21 protein-coding genes are annotated in these 14,127 nt (G+C 36.6%); 10 read left to right on the top strand and 11 right to left on the bottom strand.

The annotated features are described in order from the left end of the window. The coding region (locus WIW52_RS05575) for a peptide-methionine (S)-S-oxide reductase (RefSeq protein ID WP_337709252.1) at positions 1–98 on the bottom strand (98 nt) is incomplete at its 3' end. A gap of 219 nt (positions 99–317) precedes the next feature. Beyond that, positions 318–1,643 (bottom strand): MFS transporter, encoded by a 1,326-nt coding sequence (locus WIW52_RS05580; protein WP_337709158.1) that lies wholly within the window; start codon positions 1,641–1,643, stop codon positions 318–320. An 89-nt stretch (positions 1,644–1,732) separates the two neighbouring features. Between WIW52_RS05580 and WIW52_RS05585 the strand changes: the two genes are divergently transcribed. Then, a complete protein-coding gene (locus WIW52_RS05585) occupies positions 1,733–3,160 on the top strand; it encodes an elongator complex protein 3 (RefSeq protein ID WP_337709253.1) in 1,428 nt (475 codons plus the stop codon). Here the strand turns inward: WIW52_RS05585 and WIW52_RS05590 are convergent. Further along, positions 3,157–3,546, bottom strand: a complete 390-nt coding sequence (locus tag WIW52_RS05590) for a hypothetical protein (RefSeq protein ID WP_337709159.1) — start codon at positions 3,544–3,546, stop codon at positions 3,157–3,159. The genes WIW52_RS05585 and WIW52_RS05590 overlap by 4 nt on opposite strands. Positions 3,547–3,708: 162 nt before the next feature. On the opposite strand from WIW52_RS05590, the gene WIW52_RS05595 reads away from it, so the two are divergent. Then, positions 3,709–4,329 carry a stage II sporulation protein M gene (locus WIW52_RS05595; protein WP_337701189.1) on the top strand — a complete coding sequence of 207 codons (621 nt, stop codon included), beginning with the start codon at positions 3,709–3,711 and terminating at the stop codon, positions 4,327–4,329. Here the strand turns inward: WIW52_RS05595 and WIW52_RS05600 are convergent. Next, on the bottom strand, positions 4,312–4,572 hold the full coding sequence (locus WIW52_RS05600; protein WP_337709160.1) for a zinc-ribbon domain-containing protein: 261 nt from the start codon (positions 4,570–4,572) through the stop codon (positions 4,312–4,314). The two genes, WIW52_RS05595 and WIW52_RS05600, sit on opposite strands and share 18 nt — an antisense overlap. Then, the gene (locus tag WIW52_RS05605) at positions 4,569–5,660 is read right to left on the bottom strand and encodes an RsmB/NOP family class I SAM-dependent RNA methyltransferase (RefSeq protein ID WP_337709162.1); all 1,092 of its coding nucleotides are present in this window, start codon (positions 5,658–5,660) and stop codon (positions 4,569–4,571) included. Before WIW52_RS05605 ends, WIW52_RS05600 begins: the two co-directional genes overlap by 4 nt. 165 nt (positions 5,661–5,825) lie before the next feature. Here WIW52_RS05605 and WIW52_RS05610 point away from each other — a divergent pair, with 165 nt between their 5' ends. After that, complete coding sequence (locus WIW52_RS05610; RefSeq protein WP_337709255.1) at positions 5,826–6,047, top strand: LSM domain-containing protein; 222 nt, start codon at positions 5,826–5,828, stop codon at positions 6,045–6,047. 276 nt (positions 6,048–6,323) lie between these two features. Here the strand turns inward: WIW52_RS05610 and WIW52_RS05615 are convergent, their stop codons facing one another. Next, the gene (locus WIW52_RS05615; RefSeq protein WP_337709163.1) at positions 6,324–6,653 is read right to left on the bottom strand and encodes a winged helix-turn-helix transcriptional regulator; all 330 of its coding nucleotides are present in this window, start codon (positions 6,651–6,653) and stop codon (positions 6,324–6,326) included. A 67-nt stretch (positions 6,654–6,720) separates the two neighbouring features. Here WIW52_RS05615 and WIW52_RS05620 point away from each other — a divergent pair, with 67 nt between their 5' ends. Then, positions 6,721–6,933: a CDGSH iron-sulfur domain-containing protein gene (locus WIW52_RS05620; RefSeq protein WP_337701197.1), complete on the top strand. Its 213-nt coding sequence runs from the start codon at positions 6,721–6,723 to the stop codon at positions 6,931–6,933. A gap of 11 nt (positions 6,934–6,944) precedes the next feature. Here WIW52_RS05620 and WIW52_RS05625 read toward each other — a convergent pair whose 3' ends face one another. Both WIW52_RS05625 and WIW52_RS05630 read right to left on the bottom strand, forming a co-directional pair. Beyond that, positions 6,945–7,340, bottom strand: a complete 396-nt coding sequence (locus WIW52_RS05625) for a helix-turn-helix domain-containing protein (protein WP_337709257.1) — start codon at positions 7,338–7,340, stop codon at positions 6,945–6,947. A 129-nt stretch (positions 7,341–7,469) separates the two neighbouring features. Continuing rightward, entirely contained in the window at positions 7,470–7,775 is a 306-nt protein-coding gene (locus tag WIW52_RS05630; RefSeq protein ID WP_337709164.1) for a DUF4364 family protein, read from the bottom strand. Between the two features lie 125 nt (positions 7,776–7,900). Here WIW52_RS05630 and WIW52_RS05635 point away from each other — a divergent pair, with 125 nt between their 5' ends. Beyond that, positions 7,901–8,227 carry a hypothetical protein gene (locus WIW52_RS05635; protein WP_337701204.1) on the top strand — a complete coding sequence of 109 codons (327 nt, stop codon included), beginning with the start codon at positions 7,901–7,903 and terminating at the stop codon, positions 8,225–8,227. Here the strand turns inward: WIW52_RS05635 and WIW52_RS05640 are convergent. The 3 genes from WIW52_RS05640 to WIW52_RS11280 all read right to left on the bottom strand — a co-directional run bounded on the left by WIW52_RS05640 (position 8,205) and on the right by WIW52_RS11280 (position 9,745). Then, positions 8,205–8,735: a hypothetical protein gene (locus WIW52_RS05640; protein ID WP_337709166.1), complete on the bottom strand. Its 531-nt coding sequence runs from the start codon at positions 8,733–8,735 to the stop codon at positions 8,205–8,207. The two genes, WIW52_RS05635 and WIW52_RS05640, sit on opposite strands and share 23 nt — an antisense overlap. A gap of 98 nt (positions 8,736–8,833) precedes the next feature. Further along, positions 8,834–9,499 (bottom strand): hypothetical protein, encoded by a 666-nt coding sequence (locus WIW52_RS05645; RefSeq protein ID WP_337709168.1) that lies wholly within the window; start codon positions 9,497–9,499, stop codon positions 8,834–8,836. A gap of 84 nt (positions 9,500–9,583) precedes the next feature. Next, entirely contained in the window at positions 9,584–9,745 is a 162-nt protein-coding gene (locus WIW52_RS11280; protein WP_443295574.1) for a DUF4898 domain-containing protein, read from the bottom strand. A 318-nt stretch (positions 9,746–10,063) separates the two neighbouring features. On the opposite strand from WIW52_RS11280, the gene WIW52_RS05650 reads away from it, so the two are divergent. The 5 genes from WIW52_RS05650 to WIW52_RS05670 all read left to right on the top strand — a co-directional run bounded on the left by WIW52_RS05650 (position 10,064) and on the right by WIW52_RS05670 (position 14,080). Next, positions 10,064–11,356, top strand: a complete 1,293-nt coding sequence (locus WIW52_RS05650) for a cryptochrome/photolyase family protein (protein WP_337709169.1) — start codon at positions 10,064–10,066, stop codon at positions 11,354–11,356. Between the two features lie 8 nt (positions 11,357–11,364). Beyond that, on the top strand, positions 11,365–11,934 hold the full coding sequence (locus tag WIW52_RS05655; RefSeq protein WP_337709171.1) for a hypothetical protein: 570 nt from the start codon (positions 11,365–11,367) through the stop codon (positions 11,932–11,934). Positions 11,935–12,035: 101 nt separating this feature from the next. Then, on the top strand, positions 12,036–12,425 hold the full coding sequence (locus tag WIW52_RS05660) for a hypothetical protein (RefSeq protein ID WP_337709172.1): 390 nt from the start codon (positions 12,036–12,038) through the stop codon (positions 12,423–12,425). 12 nt (positions 12,426–12,437) lie between these two features. Further along, entirely contained in the window at positions 12,438–13,271 is an 834-nt protein-coding gene (locus WIW52_RS05665; protein WP_337709258.1) for a protein kinase domain-containing protein, read from the top strand. A 233-nt stretch (positions 13,272–13,504) separates the two neighbouring features. After that, a complete protein-coding gene (locus tag WIW52_RS05670; protein ID WP_337709173.1) occupies positions 13,505–14,080 on the top strand; it encodes a hypothetical protein in 576 nt (191 codons plus the stop codon). The last annotated feature ends 47 nt before the right edge of the window (positions 14,081–14,127 follow it).

The raw sequence follows: 14,127 nt of genomic DNA on the forward strand, positions 1-14,127 counted from the left end.
CCGGCGTACCCAGGCTTAACGTCTATTACTCCTTTTACCCTTGAAAAAACCGCTTCTGTGCACCAAAAACACCCTCCGCCTAATGTAGCTTTTTCCATAAATTCTGGTCAATGTTTACAGTATTAAACTATTGTTAGGAAAAATTTTACGCTTGGAAAAGGGTTTTTTGACTATTTCGAGAATGAAGATATTAGCAGGAGAACATGCTTTCTTATTTTCCCGATTTGGTATTAGCTAGGAATAACGATCTGAAGCAAGAATTATGCTATTCAGTTATATAGTTAAGGGTGAGAGGTTTAGTCATTATCTTTAGGATTCTAACCCCTGGAAACCAAATTTCCGATTTTATCCAGTTCTTGTCCCTTCGTTTCTGGTACTAGAAATAGTGTTATCAGTGCTGATAACAACGCTACTAAACCGTAAATTCCTACCATTCCACCTAATCCTATAATCGAAACTAGTGAAGGGAAGAGCGAAATTACAGTGGCTGAAGCTGTCCTATCGACAGCTACACTAATAGCTTGTGAAGTCCCCCTAACTTTAGTGTGGACCAGCTCGGGAGTGACCATACCTGAGCCTATTATTGACGCAGGCCCCATTGCGGAGAATAGATAGTTTAGCATGTAGAAAGTCAGACCTAAAACTGCTCCTTCTCCGGTGAGTTGGTTAGCCTTAGGCAAGCCGAAAATAGAGGGGTCTAAAAGCAGTAGTGAATAAAGGATTAACCATGTTGAAACTCCGGTGTAGCCTATAATTATAAGCGGTTTTCTCCCTATCTTGTCTATCAAGAGTATGCAGAGTAATTGTCCCGGAATTCCCGCAAAGAACTGGGCGATGTAAGTGAACATTATAGGTGTTATTCCCAAGTTATAGGCAATGGTTATAGGACCGTAGATTGCAAAAGTGGAGGAGTAAACGTCGTAAAGTAACCACAATATTGCAGATACTATTATTAGGAAAAGAGAGGACGCAAACCTCTGTTTGAAACTCTCAGTATCAACGTTAACACGTAGGCTCACCCCTTCTTTCTCTAAGTTCTTGATTTCCTTCTCTATCGGTCTCACTCTTGAAAGGAAAAGTAAAGTTTCGCTCAGCTTTCTTCTGGCGAATATGACGGAAAGTGCAGGGATTGCTCCGAAGCCTAATACTATCCTCCATGCTATTGAGGATGGTAATGGTAAGGTGACTTGGTCTACGAACGCTGCCAGTACTGCTCCCAGACCCCACATTACGGCGAAAGTTATTACCATTGCCTTTCCTCTCTTATCCTTATCGGCGTTTTCAGCAACAATTATCGGTGATAGTACGTAGTCTGCACCGACCCCCATACCGAGTAATAGCCTCGATAAGAAGAGTTCATTATAATTTTGTGAGAAGGCTTGTAGTGCGGCTCCTATTGCCATTAGAGTGACGTCTATTCCGTACATTCTCTTTCTTCCTTCTAAATCGGAAATTAAACCGAACAATAACGCGGAGAACGCTGCACCGAGATAAGATCCCGCGACCAGTAAGCCCTCTAATAACTTATTCATTGGTATAAATGCAGAGATTGTGTAGATCATTAATGATAATGAGTATAAGTTATAACCGTCTGAAAATACCCCCATTCCGGAGATGAGTACTGATCTCCAAGTCAGCTTCATGAGTAAATTTAGTATATACTTACAGTTAAAAATTTTGATTATTTACTTTTAGACATATTTCGTTATATAGTAGGAGAGAATATCTGACTATTTTAAATACTCACGCGAGATCAAATATCGTAATGTTAGTGAGGAAGCCCGTCAGGATGTTATCTGGCGTTACTATCGTATCGATTATGACAGCTCCGCACAGATGCCCTCACGGTAAGTGTATTTTCTGTCCCGGGGGCGTTGAGTATAACACGCCTCAAAGCTACTACGGTAAGGAACCGACTTTGATGAGAGCTATTGAGAACAACTATGACCCGTTTTACCAAGTTCAATCACGTTTAAGGCAGTATGAGTTAAACGGTCATACCCCGAGTAAAGTAGAACTTATAATAATGGGAGGGACTTTTTTAGCTACCCCTTTAGATTACCAAGAGTGGTTTGTGACCCAAGCGTTAGAGGGAATGAACAGATATCCGAACCCCACAAAGCCTGGGTTTGTGTATTTGGAAGATGCTCAGGTAAGAAATGAGACTGCTACGGTCAGATGTGTCGGGATGACCGTTGAGACGAAACCGGATTGGGGAAAGGAGAGAGAGGCTAAGCAGATGCTAAGGTTGGGAGTTACTAAAGTGGAACTGGGAGTTCAAACTGTCTATGATGAACTTTTGATGAAGAGTAATAGGGGTCACACTGTAAAAGACTCAATAGAGTCTACAAGGATTCTAAAGGATAAAGGTTTCAAGATAGTCTATCATGTGATGCTAGGTCTACCTGGTTCTGACCCCGATAAGGATCTTGAGGGGTTTAAGAGGCTTTTTTCAGATCCGGACTTCATGCCAGATATGCTGAAGATTTACCCTACTTTAGTGGTCGAGACAGCACCTTTAGCTGAGCTGTGGAAGAGGGGGTTCTACAAGCCTTACGACACTGATACTCTAGTGGAACTGATTTCCGAAATGTATCGATATATTCCCCCGTGGGTTAGGGTAATGAGAGTACAGAGGGACATCCCTGCTCCGATAATCTTAGACGGTAATAAGAAGGGTAATTTGAGGGAGTTAGTGGAGGAGAGGTCGTTGGAGAAAGGTATTAAGATAAATGAGATAAGGTTCAGGGAAGTGGGGATTAAATGGTTACACACGGGTAAATTACCTCAAGGAGAGCCTAAGTTAAAGAAATATGTTTACGAAGCGAGCAGGGGGACGGAGGTCTTCCTCTCCTTTGAATATGATGACGGTACGCTAGTCGGGTATTTAAGGTTGAGGAAGCCCTCCGATGTCGAAAAGGTTACTATAGTGAGAGAACTCCATATCTACGGTCTTGAGACTCCGGTGGGTTTGTGGGATGACCTAAGTTTTCAACACAAGGGGTACGGTTCAAAGCTCTTAGCTGAGGCTGAAAGAGTCTCTTCCGAAGAATTTGACGCAAAAAGGATCTTAGTCCTTTCTGGTATAGGTGCTAGAGAGTATTATAGGAAGAAGGGGTATCATAACTCTTATCCTTACATGGAAAAAGAGTTGGTTTAGGATGATACAATTTGTTCAAGTCCTTTCATAATTTCAGATTCTACATGTTCGGTCCATAACATTTCTGGAACATCTATGGCAAGGAATAAGGGTGAGAGTATTATAGTCTCTACAGCTGTAACAGCTAAGTTTTGTATCCATTTTCCTATGCCTGCTGTCACTTTTAATTGATTTCCTACCTTCTCGAAGGTAAATGTTAAAGCTCTATCTGCAGCTATTAAATCCCTAAGAATTCCTCCCTTTTGAGCCTGGACTATCGCCTTACCGTTTTCCTCCCTATATTGTGTTTTAAAGCCTTTTTGTTGCAGATATGTTACGAACTGATTTATAATTTGTCCCACGTCTTTTTGTGTAGTATATACCTTTTCTTTTTTAAAGATTCCCATACGATTATACAGTCTCTCTCACTAAAAAGTTTATTCATAAGAACTTAATTACTATAATAATATAAATTACTAAAGCTAAGAATATAATAATTGTAACAAGTAATAATAATAATTTTAGCCTTTACGAAAAGGTTTTTTAGACGGTAACGAATTAGTCAAACTATGAAAATAGTACGTCCACTATTCCTTTTTATCATAACCTTTGTCGGCGAGGTAGGACTCTTCCTGTTGTTTTCTTCATTTTATAACCCTGCCCTTGCCTCTGAGTTTGGAGGACTTACTGTAATTTATAACGGGTTGGTTTATAAGCCCTATTTTATCGTTCTCTTTACCATCTTTATCCATAACTTAGCAGTAGCTACACTGGATTTTATACCGTTAATGGGAGTCGCGATGATGGTATTTAGTATAATTGAGACGGGATTGGTTGTTGCGATTAGCGGTTCTATCATAGGTACTCCAGGGTTAACTATATCTCTTTATCTCCTAACTTTACCGCACTCTTGGTTAGAATTGCCGGCATATGCAGTAGCCTCAGCTAGTGGTGTCTATTTTCTATTTGACGCGGCTGACAAAGGTTTAAGAAAGGCTCTGGTTAGGTTATTCTACATGTACTTAATGGTAGCGGTAGAACTTTTCGTAGCTGCGAGCTTTGAAGCTGGGGAAATAGTAGACAAGCCTTACGGTCTATTACCCTACTTGTTTTGGATCCCGGCTTTGCCTGCATTTTATTTTCTTATAACTTTCTACAAGTACTTTCAAAAGCTAGCGGATTGTAGCTAATAAAACAGCCGTAAGGACTGCTGCTATCCCCAAAATTAAAGCGTAAGTCGGGAAAGCCGGTTTTTGTGCCCTTGAAGTAGGAAGGCTCTGAGGATAGTAGTATGTTGGTAGAGGCTGAGAGAAGTAATAAGTCGGTTGGTAAAGACTCGGAAAAGTGGGCTGAATGTATAACGGATATCCACACCTCGCGCAATAGTTTGCTATATCCTTGTTAATTTGCCCACATCTCGGACATTGTTTCATAAGCTAAAGTCGAACTTCGATATAAAAAATCCTTCCGTATGGTGTACGTTAGGATAAAATCTAACTACCCTCATCCACACTCTACTCTTTTTGTAACCGTAGTTACTTTCATCTAATTTTAGCGGAACTAGATAATTTTCGTATCTCTCTGCATGTCTTTCGCCTTCTTCAGGGAATAAAGAACAAGTGGAGAACACAGTGGGTTTTCTCAACCTTCTAGCCTCCTCTAAGATTATTGCTTGTAATCTTGAGAGCCTTAACATATCGCTCTTATTTAGCCTCAGAAATACTGAAGGGTCGGAGGCAATGGTTCCGCTGTTAGTACATGGTGCGTCGATCAAGATTTTATCAGCTTTTTTCACCGGTAAATTAGCGCCGTCAGCAATAATTAACTCAACGTTCTCTACTCCTAGTCTTCTCATTAGTTGTTTTTGTGTGTTGATCCTCTTCTGTGAAATGTCAACGGCAATTACATAGGACTTGTTGTTAGTTAGTTGCTGGATAAGCGAAGTCTTCATCCCTGGGGCACTACCTACTTCAAGGATTCTCTCACCGGGCTTAGGGTCTAGTACTATCACTGGGTAAACGCTGGCTTTATCTTGTATGACGATTTTCCCTTCTTTAAACTCTTTGAGATCTGAGATCCTCTTGTACGTTTTGATAATTTTATATAGGAAATCAAAGGTATCTTTTTCGACAGTTACGCCTTTTCTTTTGAGTTCTTCTATTGTGCTTTTGATGTCTGTTTTAAGTGTGTTTATTCTAATCCAAGTGTCTTTAACGAGTAGTTCGTTACTCGACGTTACACCGGTTACAAGTTTCAATCTTAGTTCCGCCCATTCAGGCAGTTTAAAGGTTATGTTTTTATCGTCATTGAGTAATATTCTCACTATTTCATAGACGTCTCTCCCAGGAAATAAGTAGGAACAGTAGTAATATTTTTTAAGAACTTCCAGAAATTTTCTGTATAAACTTGTTCTCTCTCCCCTTACACCGAGCGATTTATAAGCTATATCAAAAGCCCTTTCGGGAGAAATCTTATTCTTAAGTATAAGGCTTATAGCCTTAGCGTAAAGTTTTTCTTCCATTTTATGATGGTTACAATTCTTTCCCGGTCCTCTTATTATTTTTGCCGAGCTTTATTATTGAGCTAACGAGTGTAGGCCTTTTTCTATGTTTAATAATTGTAGACGTTTGGCTTTGTGAAGATAAAGTTAAATACCTAATCGATGGTGATTAACTTGGGTGTTATATTGGCGGAAACTGCTCATAAGGTGCTAGCCGAATCTTTGGGTTCAACAGTTCTTGTGAAATTAAAAGGTGATAAAGTAGTGAGGGGCACATTGAAAAGTTACGATATGCATATGAATTTGGTGTTAGAAAACTCCGAAGAGGTTATGAGTGATGGAAGTACTAGAAAGGTCGGAACTATAATAATAAGGGGAGATAACGTTATTCTAGTGTCACCCGTTTAAGGGGTCGGACTTTCATTAAGGTTTCATGAGTTTGTATTCAACCTCTCGTCCTCATTCCCCTTATTTCCCTCCCCATGCCGTCTACGGGAGCGGTAGTTAAACCACTCCCTTCAAGGACATAGGGAGCCTCATCGGACCCATCCTCCCCCTCACATTGCTCATTGAGTTCACTGTAGGGCTCTCTTCTACGTGATAGTATGTAACTACAAAATTTATAAACTCTCAATAGAAGAGCTAGGAATGTTGAATAATATCAAATGACATAAAATTCACGGTTTATCGGAAACCGTTGTCAACGGCATATTTGCTTCCCCATCTTCTAAGTTCCTCATAAATGCTCCTCAATTCTCTACCTTTTTCAGTTAGTTCGTACTTAACCCGAAAGGGTCTATCACTGACTATGGTTCTCTCTATTAAACCCGATTCTTCTAATTCCTTTAGGGTAGTTGAAAGTGTCTTTGAATTTAGTCCAGTCAACTTTTCCAGTTCGTTAAATCCCTTACCTCCGTCGAATAGGTAATAAATCACTATCATTTTTCTCTCGTTTCCGAAAATTTTAATTGACTCTATTACGGGACATAATTTACTTTTTTCACTTACTTTCATTTCGAAAGTCAGTTATTTGTATATCACTCACTGTATAAATATTTTTCCTTATCTATTATAACTTGCAATGGCTAGGTTAGTAAGGCATGACAAAAACTTTCCTTATCAAGTAAAGGCTAGTAATGGAGAGGTTTTTTACATATGTGCGTGCGGTTTGTCTAAGAATAAGCCTTTCTGTGACGGTTCTCATAAAAGGACGCAAGACGAGAATCCTAATGAAATATACGTATATGACAACGAGAATAGAGTAAAAATCTCCACCTCTTACCCGCAGACGTAAGGTAAAAATGTTTAAGCAGTTTCTAAAATAACTTTCTTTTTCTCAACTAAAGTTTTCTTTAAAGTATCTCTAGTGTTCAGTATGAGTTTATATACATCTTCACTGAGTTTTTTGCTTACTAATTCTTTGTTAGCCCTATACATATAAACTGGTCTTCCCTTCTTACCATCAGTTATTATCTTCTCTCTCTCGATTAGTCCTTTACTTAGCAAGGTGTTAAGTGCCTTGTTAACCGAGGCTTTGCTTACTTTTAGTACTTCCGCTAGTTCGTCTGCCGAATACTCTTGTCCTCTGCTTAACAATACGTGCAATACTTCTACCTCTCCTATTCCAAGTCCGTACATGAACGAAATTACTTCATGAATGTCTACTTCTCTTCCATCGGGGAATTTTATCTTACTTGCCATTTGTTCCACAGATAATTATTTTGCATTCAGAAACTAAAAAACACTATATATTTAAAAATATACATTTGTGTACATTTTAACATAGTCTAAGGGAGCGTTACAAGTTTTTCGTAAATTGATTTAAAGACTTTATTCTTTAAACTTTGATAGAACGTCTTGTAGTTTGGTCTCTAGCTCTTCTTTTTCATGAATAACCATTACATATTTTTCGAGAATTTGTAGGAGTTTATTTCCTTCCTCTGTTACATTGTAATACGAGCTTTTGCCTTCTTGCTCTTCCTTCAAATATCCGTTTCTCACAAGTATTTCAAGATATTTTTTTAGCTCTGCAAAATTCAATGCCGAAGCGTACATAATTTTTGTCTTGTTAGTCCTCTCTCTGCACGCGTTTAGGATACTATATATTATCTCAGCTGTGCTCCTTTTCTTAGTCATTAGTTTTGTGATAGAAAGATCAATAATATAAAGTAAACTAACATGTATCAAAATTATATCACTGTATTAATAGTAATTAATTACTTTTGATTAACTCTAACGCTTTATTAAACATTGTGCATTATATGCTATCAGATCTCAGGCTAATAGATAACAAATTTGTAGAGTTATTACTAGAAGAGTATTTCCTAGATAATAACTCTGTTGTTAATGACTTCTACATAGTCAAGGTGGCTGAGGATGTAAGAAGAAAGGTTTACAGATTTAAGGTTTGGTTGTTCAGGTCTCTTGATAATAAAGTTGACGGTTTCGTAGGTTATTTATTCTTTTATAAGACGAAAGTAGTGATTAGATTGCCGGTAGTTAAAGACGTAGATATAAGCGAGGAGTTAATAGATAAGGTGGTAAATCTTTATGAAAAGATCTATCTTAGGAAGAGGATTTATGAATAAGGAAGTCTTTAAGCCACTCTATAGTTTTATCGTCATTATTATTTTCTAAGAAATCTACAAATATGTTAGTGAAATCTTCTTTTGTCCTAGTCCTTTCAGAAATGTCTTTTATTGCTCTTATTGCAGTTACTTTAGCAATCTTGTACTTTTTCTCTTCTTTTTCTCTCAGTAATATTACTGAATCGTTATAAAGTATAATGCGTAAATATAGCAATTCATTTTCATCTACCAAGTCGTATTCGACTCCGTACACTCCCTCAATTAACTTGCTTCCGTCATCAAAGTTTTTCAATATTTTTCTATAATTATCAAAGCTTCCTCTTATGATAATTATTCCTAAAGGTCTAAGATATATTTTTAGCGTTTTTACTATTTCTTCCTCTTTACAAATAAATTTCTCGTGTTTTATTAAATGTCTTATATCATCCTCAAATACAACCTTCCCTTTGATCAAGTTACTATTAAATAGAATGTCAAGTACTGTTAACGCTTCTTTTTCGCATTCCATATGGCTTATTTTGAATATATCTTTTTAAACCCATTTTACCACTTGACACTGTAAATTTCTTGTAGGTTCAAATAATAAGGAAAAAGTTCTTTTCAGTATCATTCGTTGAATATAAACCATCCTGTATAAAGCTTTATTATTTTCCCGTAAGTTTTTTCAAGACGTTCTAATATATCTTCAATGTCTTTATATCTGCTTTCTACTTTTATTCCCGTTAGTTCTGTTCCTTCCTTTACAGCCTTGAATTTTATTCCTCTTTCTTTAAATTCTGATAGTAATATCGCAGTTATCCATGTCTGTAAGTGGACGAAGTCATTCTTAGGTAGCTCTAATATTTCAGAGTTCCCTTCTAATTTTTTAAGGGTATTGATATTATACTCGTAAGCATTATATTCATAATCAAAATATTTCTCATAAGGGAATAGCCCTATTGTGTTTTTCACTTTTTCCCACTCTTCACCTACCTCTTTCATATACTTATCTCTTTTTTCAAGACCAATACCGAAGAGTAAGAACACAAGAGATATTGAAGACTTAAGCCCTATGATGTTATATTTCTTCTTAATTAAATTAACTACTTCTGAGAGTAACTCCTCTTCAATCCTTATATAATCGCTTAATCTTAGTAAGTCTCCGTTTAAGGTTCGTCCATTTTCTATAAGAGATTTTAATTTAATATTCCTACCTTTATCGTCAAGATTTAATATTGCAAAGATTTCTAGGTCTTGAATGTCTCTCTTTATTAGGCACTTACTAATCTGCATCTACAATAATATTAACTAGGATATTAGTATTTAATTTTTACGATAATATTCTACACTAACAATATTTAACTTATTATAGTAAAATTAATATAGCACGTATAATTTACCTTTGATTTCCGGCGATTTCATTACTATTACAGAAAGTTCTCTCCTAACACTCTTAATTTGATTCCTTATGTTACAGTCAAAATCTTCCGGAACAATTATAATTACGTTCTTTACGTCTTTTGGAATACTGAAGTTTATGAATTTCCCTCAATCAATTACCAGTGAAATAGTCACAGATAGTTCATGAGTGACATTAAATTTCGAAATGAGTTCCCTAATCATGTCATTCTTTATGACTTCTAGTATCTCCATCTCTGTAGTCTTATTACATAAGCGGTTTACACAATATAAGTATTTTCCATAAATCTTTTATAAAAAGGGGTAGCAAAATTTTAATTTGTCTATAAGTAAAATTAGTTAGACGCTGGGATACTGAGCGGTGATTATAGGACCACCGGACTGATATATGATGTTTTAGGACAAACTCATTTAAATTGAGAACGAGATAGGAGTAACGTGAAATGTGCGTTCGTATTCAGGCGTGATTTAAGAATATATGATAATACAGGGTTAGTTGAAGCTTCTTATGATTGCGATGAGATAATTCCTTTGTTCATAGTCGATCCTAGGCAAATGTTACACAACAATTACAAATCGGAGTTTGCATCATCTTTTATGATAAACTCCTTGATAGAGCTTGACGCAGAGTTGAGGACTAAATGGGATGCAAAATTAAACGTGTTCTTTGGTAATGCTGAAGAGGTTATAAAGAAGTTAGACGTAAACGCAATCTACGTGAATGAGGATTACACACCTTTTGCTATACAAAGAGACGAAAAAATGAGAGAAAACGCTTTGTCTAAAGGGATAAAGTTTCTCTCATTTACCGATGTGTTATTATCTCCTAAAGAATTAAAGCCAACTAGGAGTTTTTCAGCATTTTATAAAAAGGCATTACAGTATAAGGTTAGAGAGCCTAGAGATGTTAGGGATGGAGTCAATTTTACCGTTATGGAAGACAGCATGGATGTGGACTTTTTGAAATCTTTCATAAAAGTTGAGTCTCCACTACTTAAAGGAGGTAGGTCTGAAGGGTTAAAATTACTTGAGAGAAAGGTGGATTTTAAAAGGAGGGATTATCCTGTGGAGAAGAACTACACTATGTTGTCCCCCCATTTGAAGTTCGGAACTTTGTCTATTAGGGAAACTTATTACAAGAAGAGGGATGATCCTGCGTTTATAAGGGAGCTATATTGGAGGGATTTTTACACGCTCTTAGCTTATTATAACCCTTATATTTTCGGACACTGTTACAGAAGGGAATTTGATTCGATAAATTGGGAGAATAATGAAGAGTATTTTGAAGCTTGGAAACAAGGTAGAACCGGTTATCCAATAGTCGATGCTGCTATGAGGGCTTTAAATAATTCTGGCTTTATCAATGGTAGACTTAGAATGATAGTTGCATTCTTCTTGACGAAGGTATTATTTGTGGATTGGCGGTGGGGGGAGAAGTATTTCGCGACTAAACTCATCGATTATGACCCAGCGATTAACAACGGGAATTGGCAATGGGTAGCGTCTACCGGAACGGATTATATTTTCAGGGTTTTTGACCCATGGAAACAACAAGAAAAGTTTGATCCCGAAGCAAAGTTCATAAAAGAGTGGATAGAGGAATTAAGGGATTACCCCCCTTCGGTTATACATAAGGTATATGAGTATAATATACCGGCTTATCCTAAACCTATTGTTGACTGGAGAGAAAGAGTAGAGTTGGTAAAAAGAGTTTTTAGATTTGAACAATAGTACAATTTATGGAAAAACCTGGGAATGTGAAACTTTTTGTTTCTAGTCTTATTTCGTTACCAATCCTAGTGTCTTATGGCTTGATATTTAAGGATATTTACGTAGTCCCCGGAATAATAGCAGTAGTACTCAGTCTTAGATCTGCCTACGAAAGAAAATTCTCGAAATACACGTTCTTGGCATCAGCAATTTCAAGCTTTGTCAGTTTCCCCAGTCCTTTACTTGTGTTCTCTATTTTGGTGGTAGTTTACGCTTTTTATGAGTATTATTCCGGTTCTCTAATAGCTGGGATAATTGAGATTATCCTAATAGCAATATCAACTTTATACGCTGTTATTCCTCCCTATACGGTTCCGTTTTACATTATAGGTCTTGTGACTTCTTTACCATTGACTTATGTAACCGTTATGAATTTGAGGGCATATAAAGGTAAGGACTTCACAATTGTAACGTTTAAAGCTAATGGCTTGCCTAAAGGTCTATCTTGGTTTGTAGATCTCAACGGTAGTGTAATTCCTACATCCGATTCGGAGATAAACATAATCAGTGAGGAGGCTCTTGGGTCACATGCCCCGTAAAAGACGGTAACGAGTATTATATTCCGTTAAATTACAAGGGTTTTGTAAGGGCTGGAGACTCTGTCGAAATCGTATTCAAAAAAGTTACAGATGCGAGTACTTTGAATAAATATGAAGAATGTGTGGTCGTCTTTGTTCCGGTAAACTTACCTAAGGAGTTAAACTTCTCTGTCTTAGTAAACGGCCATAAGTGTACCGGAAGGGAGAGGATTATGGTCCCGGTCTTCGACCATCCATTTATTAAATGGGAAGTGGACCGAATAGCCTACGGTGACGTGGTTTTTGAGCCTAAACAAAAAACCGGTACAGTTATCAGAGGCTCTGTTGTAGGTTTAGAGTTCGAACCGAAAATAGATAAGAGGTCATTAGACATTAAAAATTGGGATCCTAAGGCGTGGGTAGGCTCCAAGCTTTACGGTTATAGTGTAGTAGACACGGTTAGCGAAGGCGGTAGTAGTTACGTCGTAAAGGCTGAAAAGGACGGAAAGTAATGTGCCGTAAAAATACTTAAGCCGAATTTTTCGAGGTCTCAAACCGTAGCGATTAGGGAGTTTACGGACTTGTTCAAAGAGTCCAACAACCTAGTTAAGTTAAGTAATAACAGTCCCTACCTCGCTAAGATCTCAGGGATCTTTGCAGATGTCAACCAAATAGGCTCGGTTCTAAGGGGCGATACTGAGACTTATTTGAAATACCCTCCTGCTATTGTTATGGAGTTTATGGACGGGGGGACTGCTAAAGACCTTTTTCAAATTTATTTTTCTAACTCCAAGGAGTGGTACGAGATCGTTAGGTTTATCGTAAAGCATACAGCAATAGCATTAGACTATATACACTCTAACGGATACGTTCACTTAGATGTGAAATCTCAGAACATATTCTTGTCAGAAAAAGTTAACGGAACTTTAGATGATATAACAAATGCGTTGAGTTCTGGAAAAGTCTTAATTAAACTAGGTGATTTAGGTTCTGCTGTGAGAATAGGAGAAAAGTTCTTTCAAGCTACACCTGCATACTGTTCTCCTGAGCAGTTAGAGTATGCTATATTAGGCTTAGGCGCCAAGGTAGAATTTGATATTTTCAGTCTAGGAATGACTACATATTATATGCTTACGGGTAGGGAGTCCCCCGTTAGTAGATACTTAGATGAGGCAATAGACCTTTATAACGGAAATGATGTAGGTAGTACATTGAAACGTATCGACGAAGCCAAGATCGTTCTAAAATCTTGGAATATAGACCTTCCATCTAATGTACCGTCTAATTTAAGAAACTTTGTGGAAACCTCTATAAAATATAATGTAAAGAGTTTGTTTAATCTAGTTAAAAATCTATGATTTACGCGGTTTTAACATATTTTAATTTTAGGTGAAAATAAGTTTTATCAACGTAAATATAATTAAGCAAGAAACATAATTGATTAAATAAGGTATAAATAGATCCTAAGGAGAAATAAGTATAATGGGACGTGAATCATACTCAATGTCGTTTTATGTAAATATAAAGAAATTAAGAGTAATAGGATTAATTAAGTTTATGAAAACAAAACAATCCTACGAGGTAAACCAGTTTGAGTGAAAATTTAATATCACTATTAGGGCTCACAACATTTACATTAGTTAATAGTGTAATTATATACAATTTTAGTAAGGAATTAAAAAGACATGCAAATTACTTATTGGGAGAAGGGAAAAGAAAACTGATCTTAAAGTTCTTGGAAGAAGGAGTAGAATTTTTTTCTCAAAGTAGTCTATCAGAATTACTGGAAGAAATACTGATAGCTAATAGAGTAGAAGAAGAAATAAAGTTAGATAATATACAGAAAGAAGTAGTAGGTAAAGCGAAAGTTACGAACGAAGAGATAAAGAAAATATATAATTTGTCGGGGTTAATGATTAAGATAGATAATTTAGCAAAAGAGCTTTTGATCTTTTCTGAACAATTGAGAATCATTTCTATTTTGTTACTCTCTTTACCATTAGTAGATTCTATCTTAAACTTCTATCCAGAGTTTGATAGTTATAAAGTTGACATTCTCCCTTTCACAATAGGAAGTGACCTTCTGGCTATCTTTTATTTAATGTTAGTAAATTGGTTTTATATAAGAAGACGATTGAAGAAAAGCTGTAAGGAGTTAGAGATTTAGACTGATTTTGTGTATCTTATACTTTCTTATACCTTCGGACAATTTTT

Origin of the sequence: Stygiolobus sp. RP850M (assembly GCF_037389295.1) — an archaeon.
In the GTDB taxonomy this organism is placed as follows: Archaea; Thermoproteota; Thermoprotei_A; order Sulfolobales; family Sulfolobaceae; genus Stygiolobus.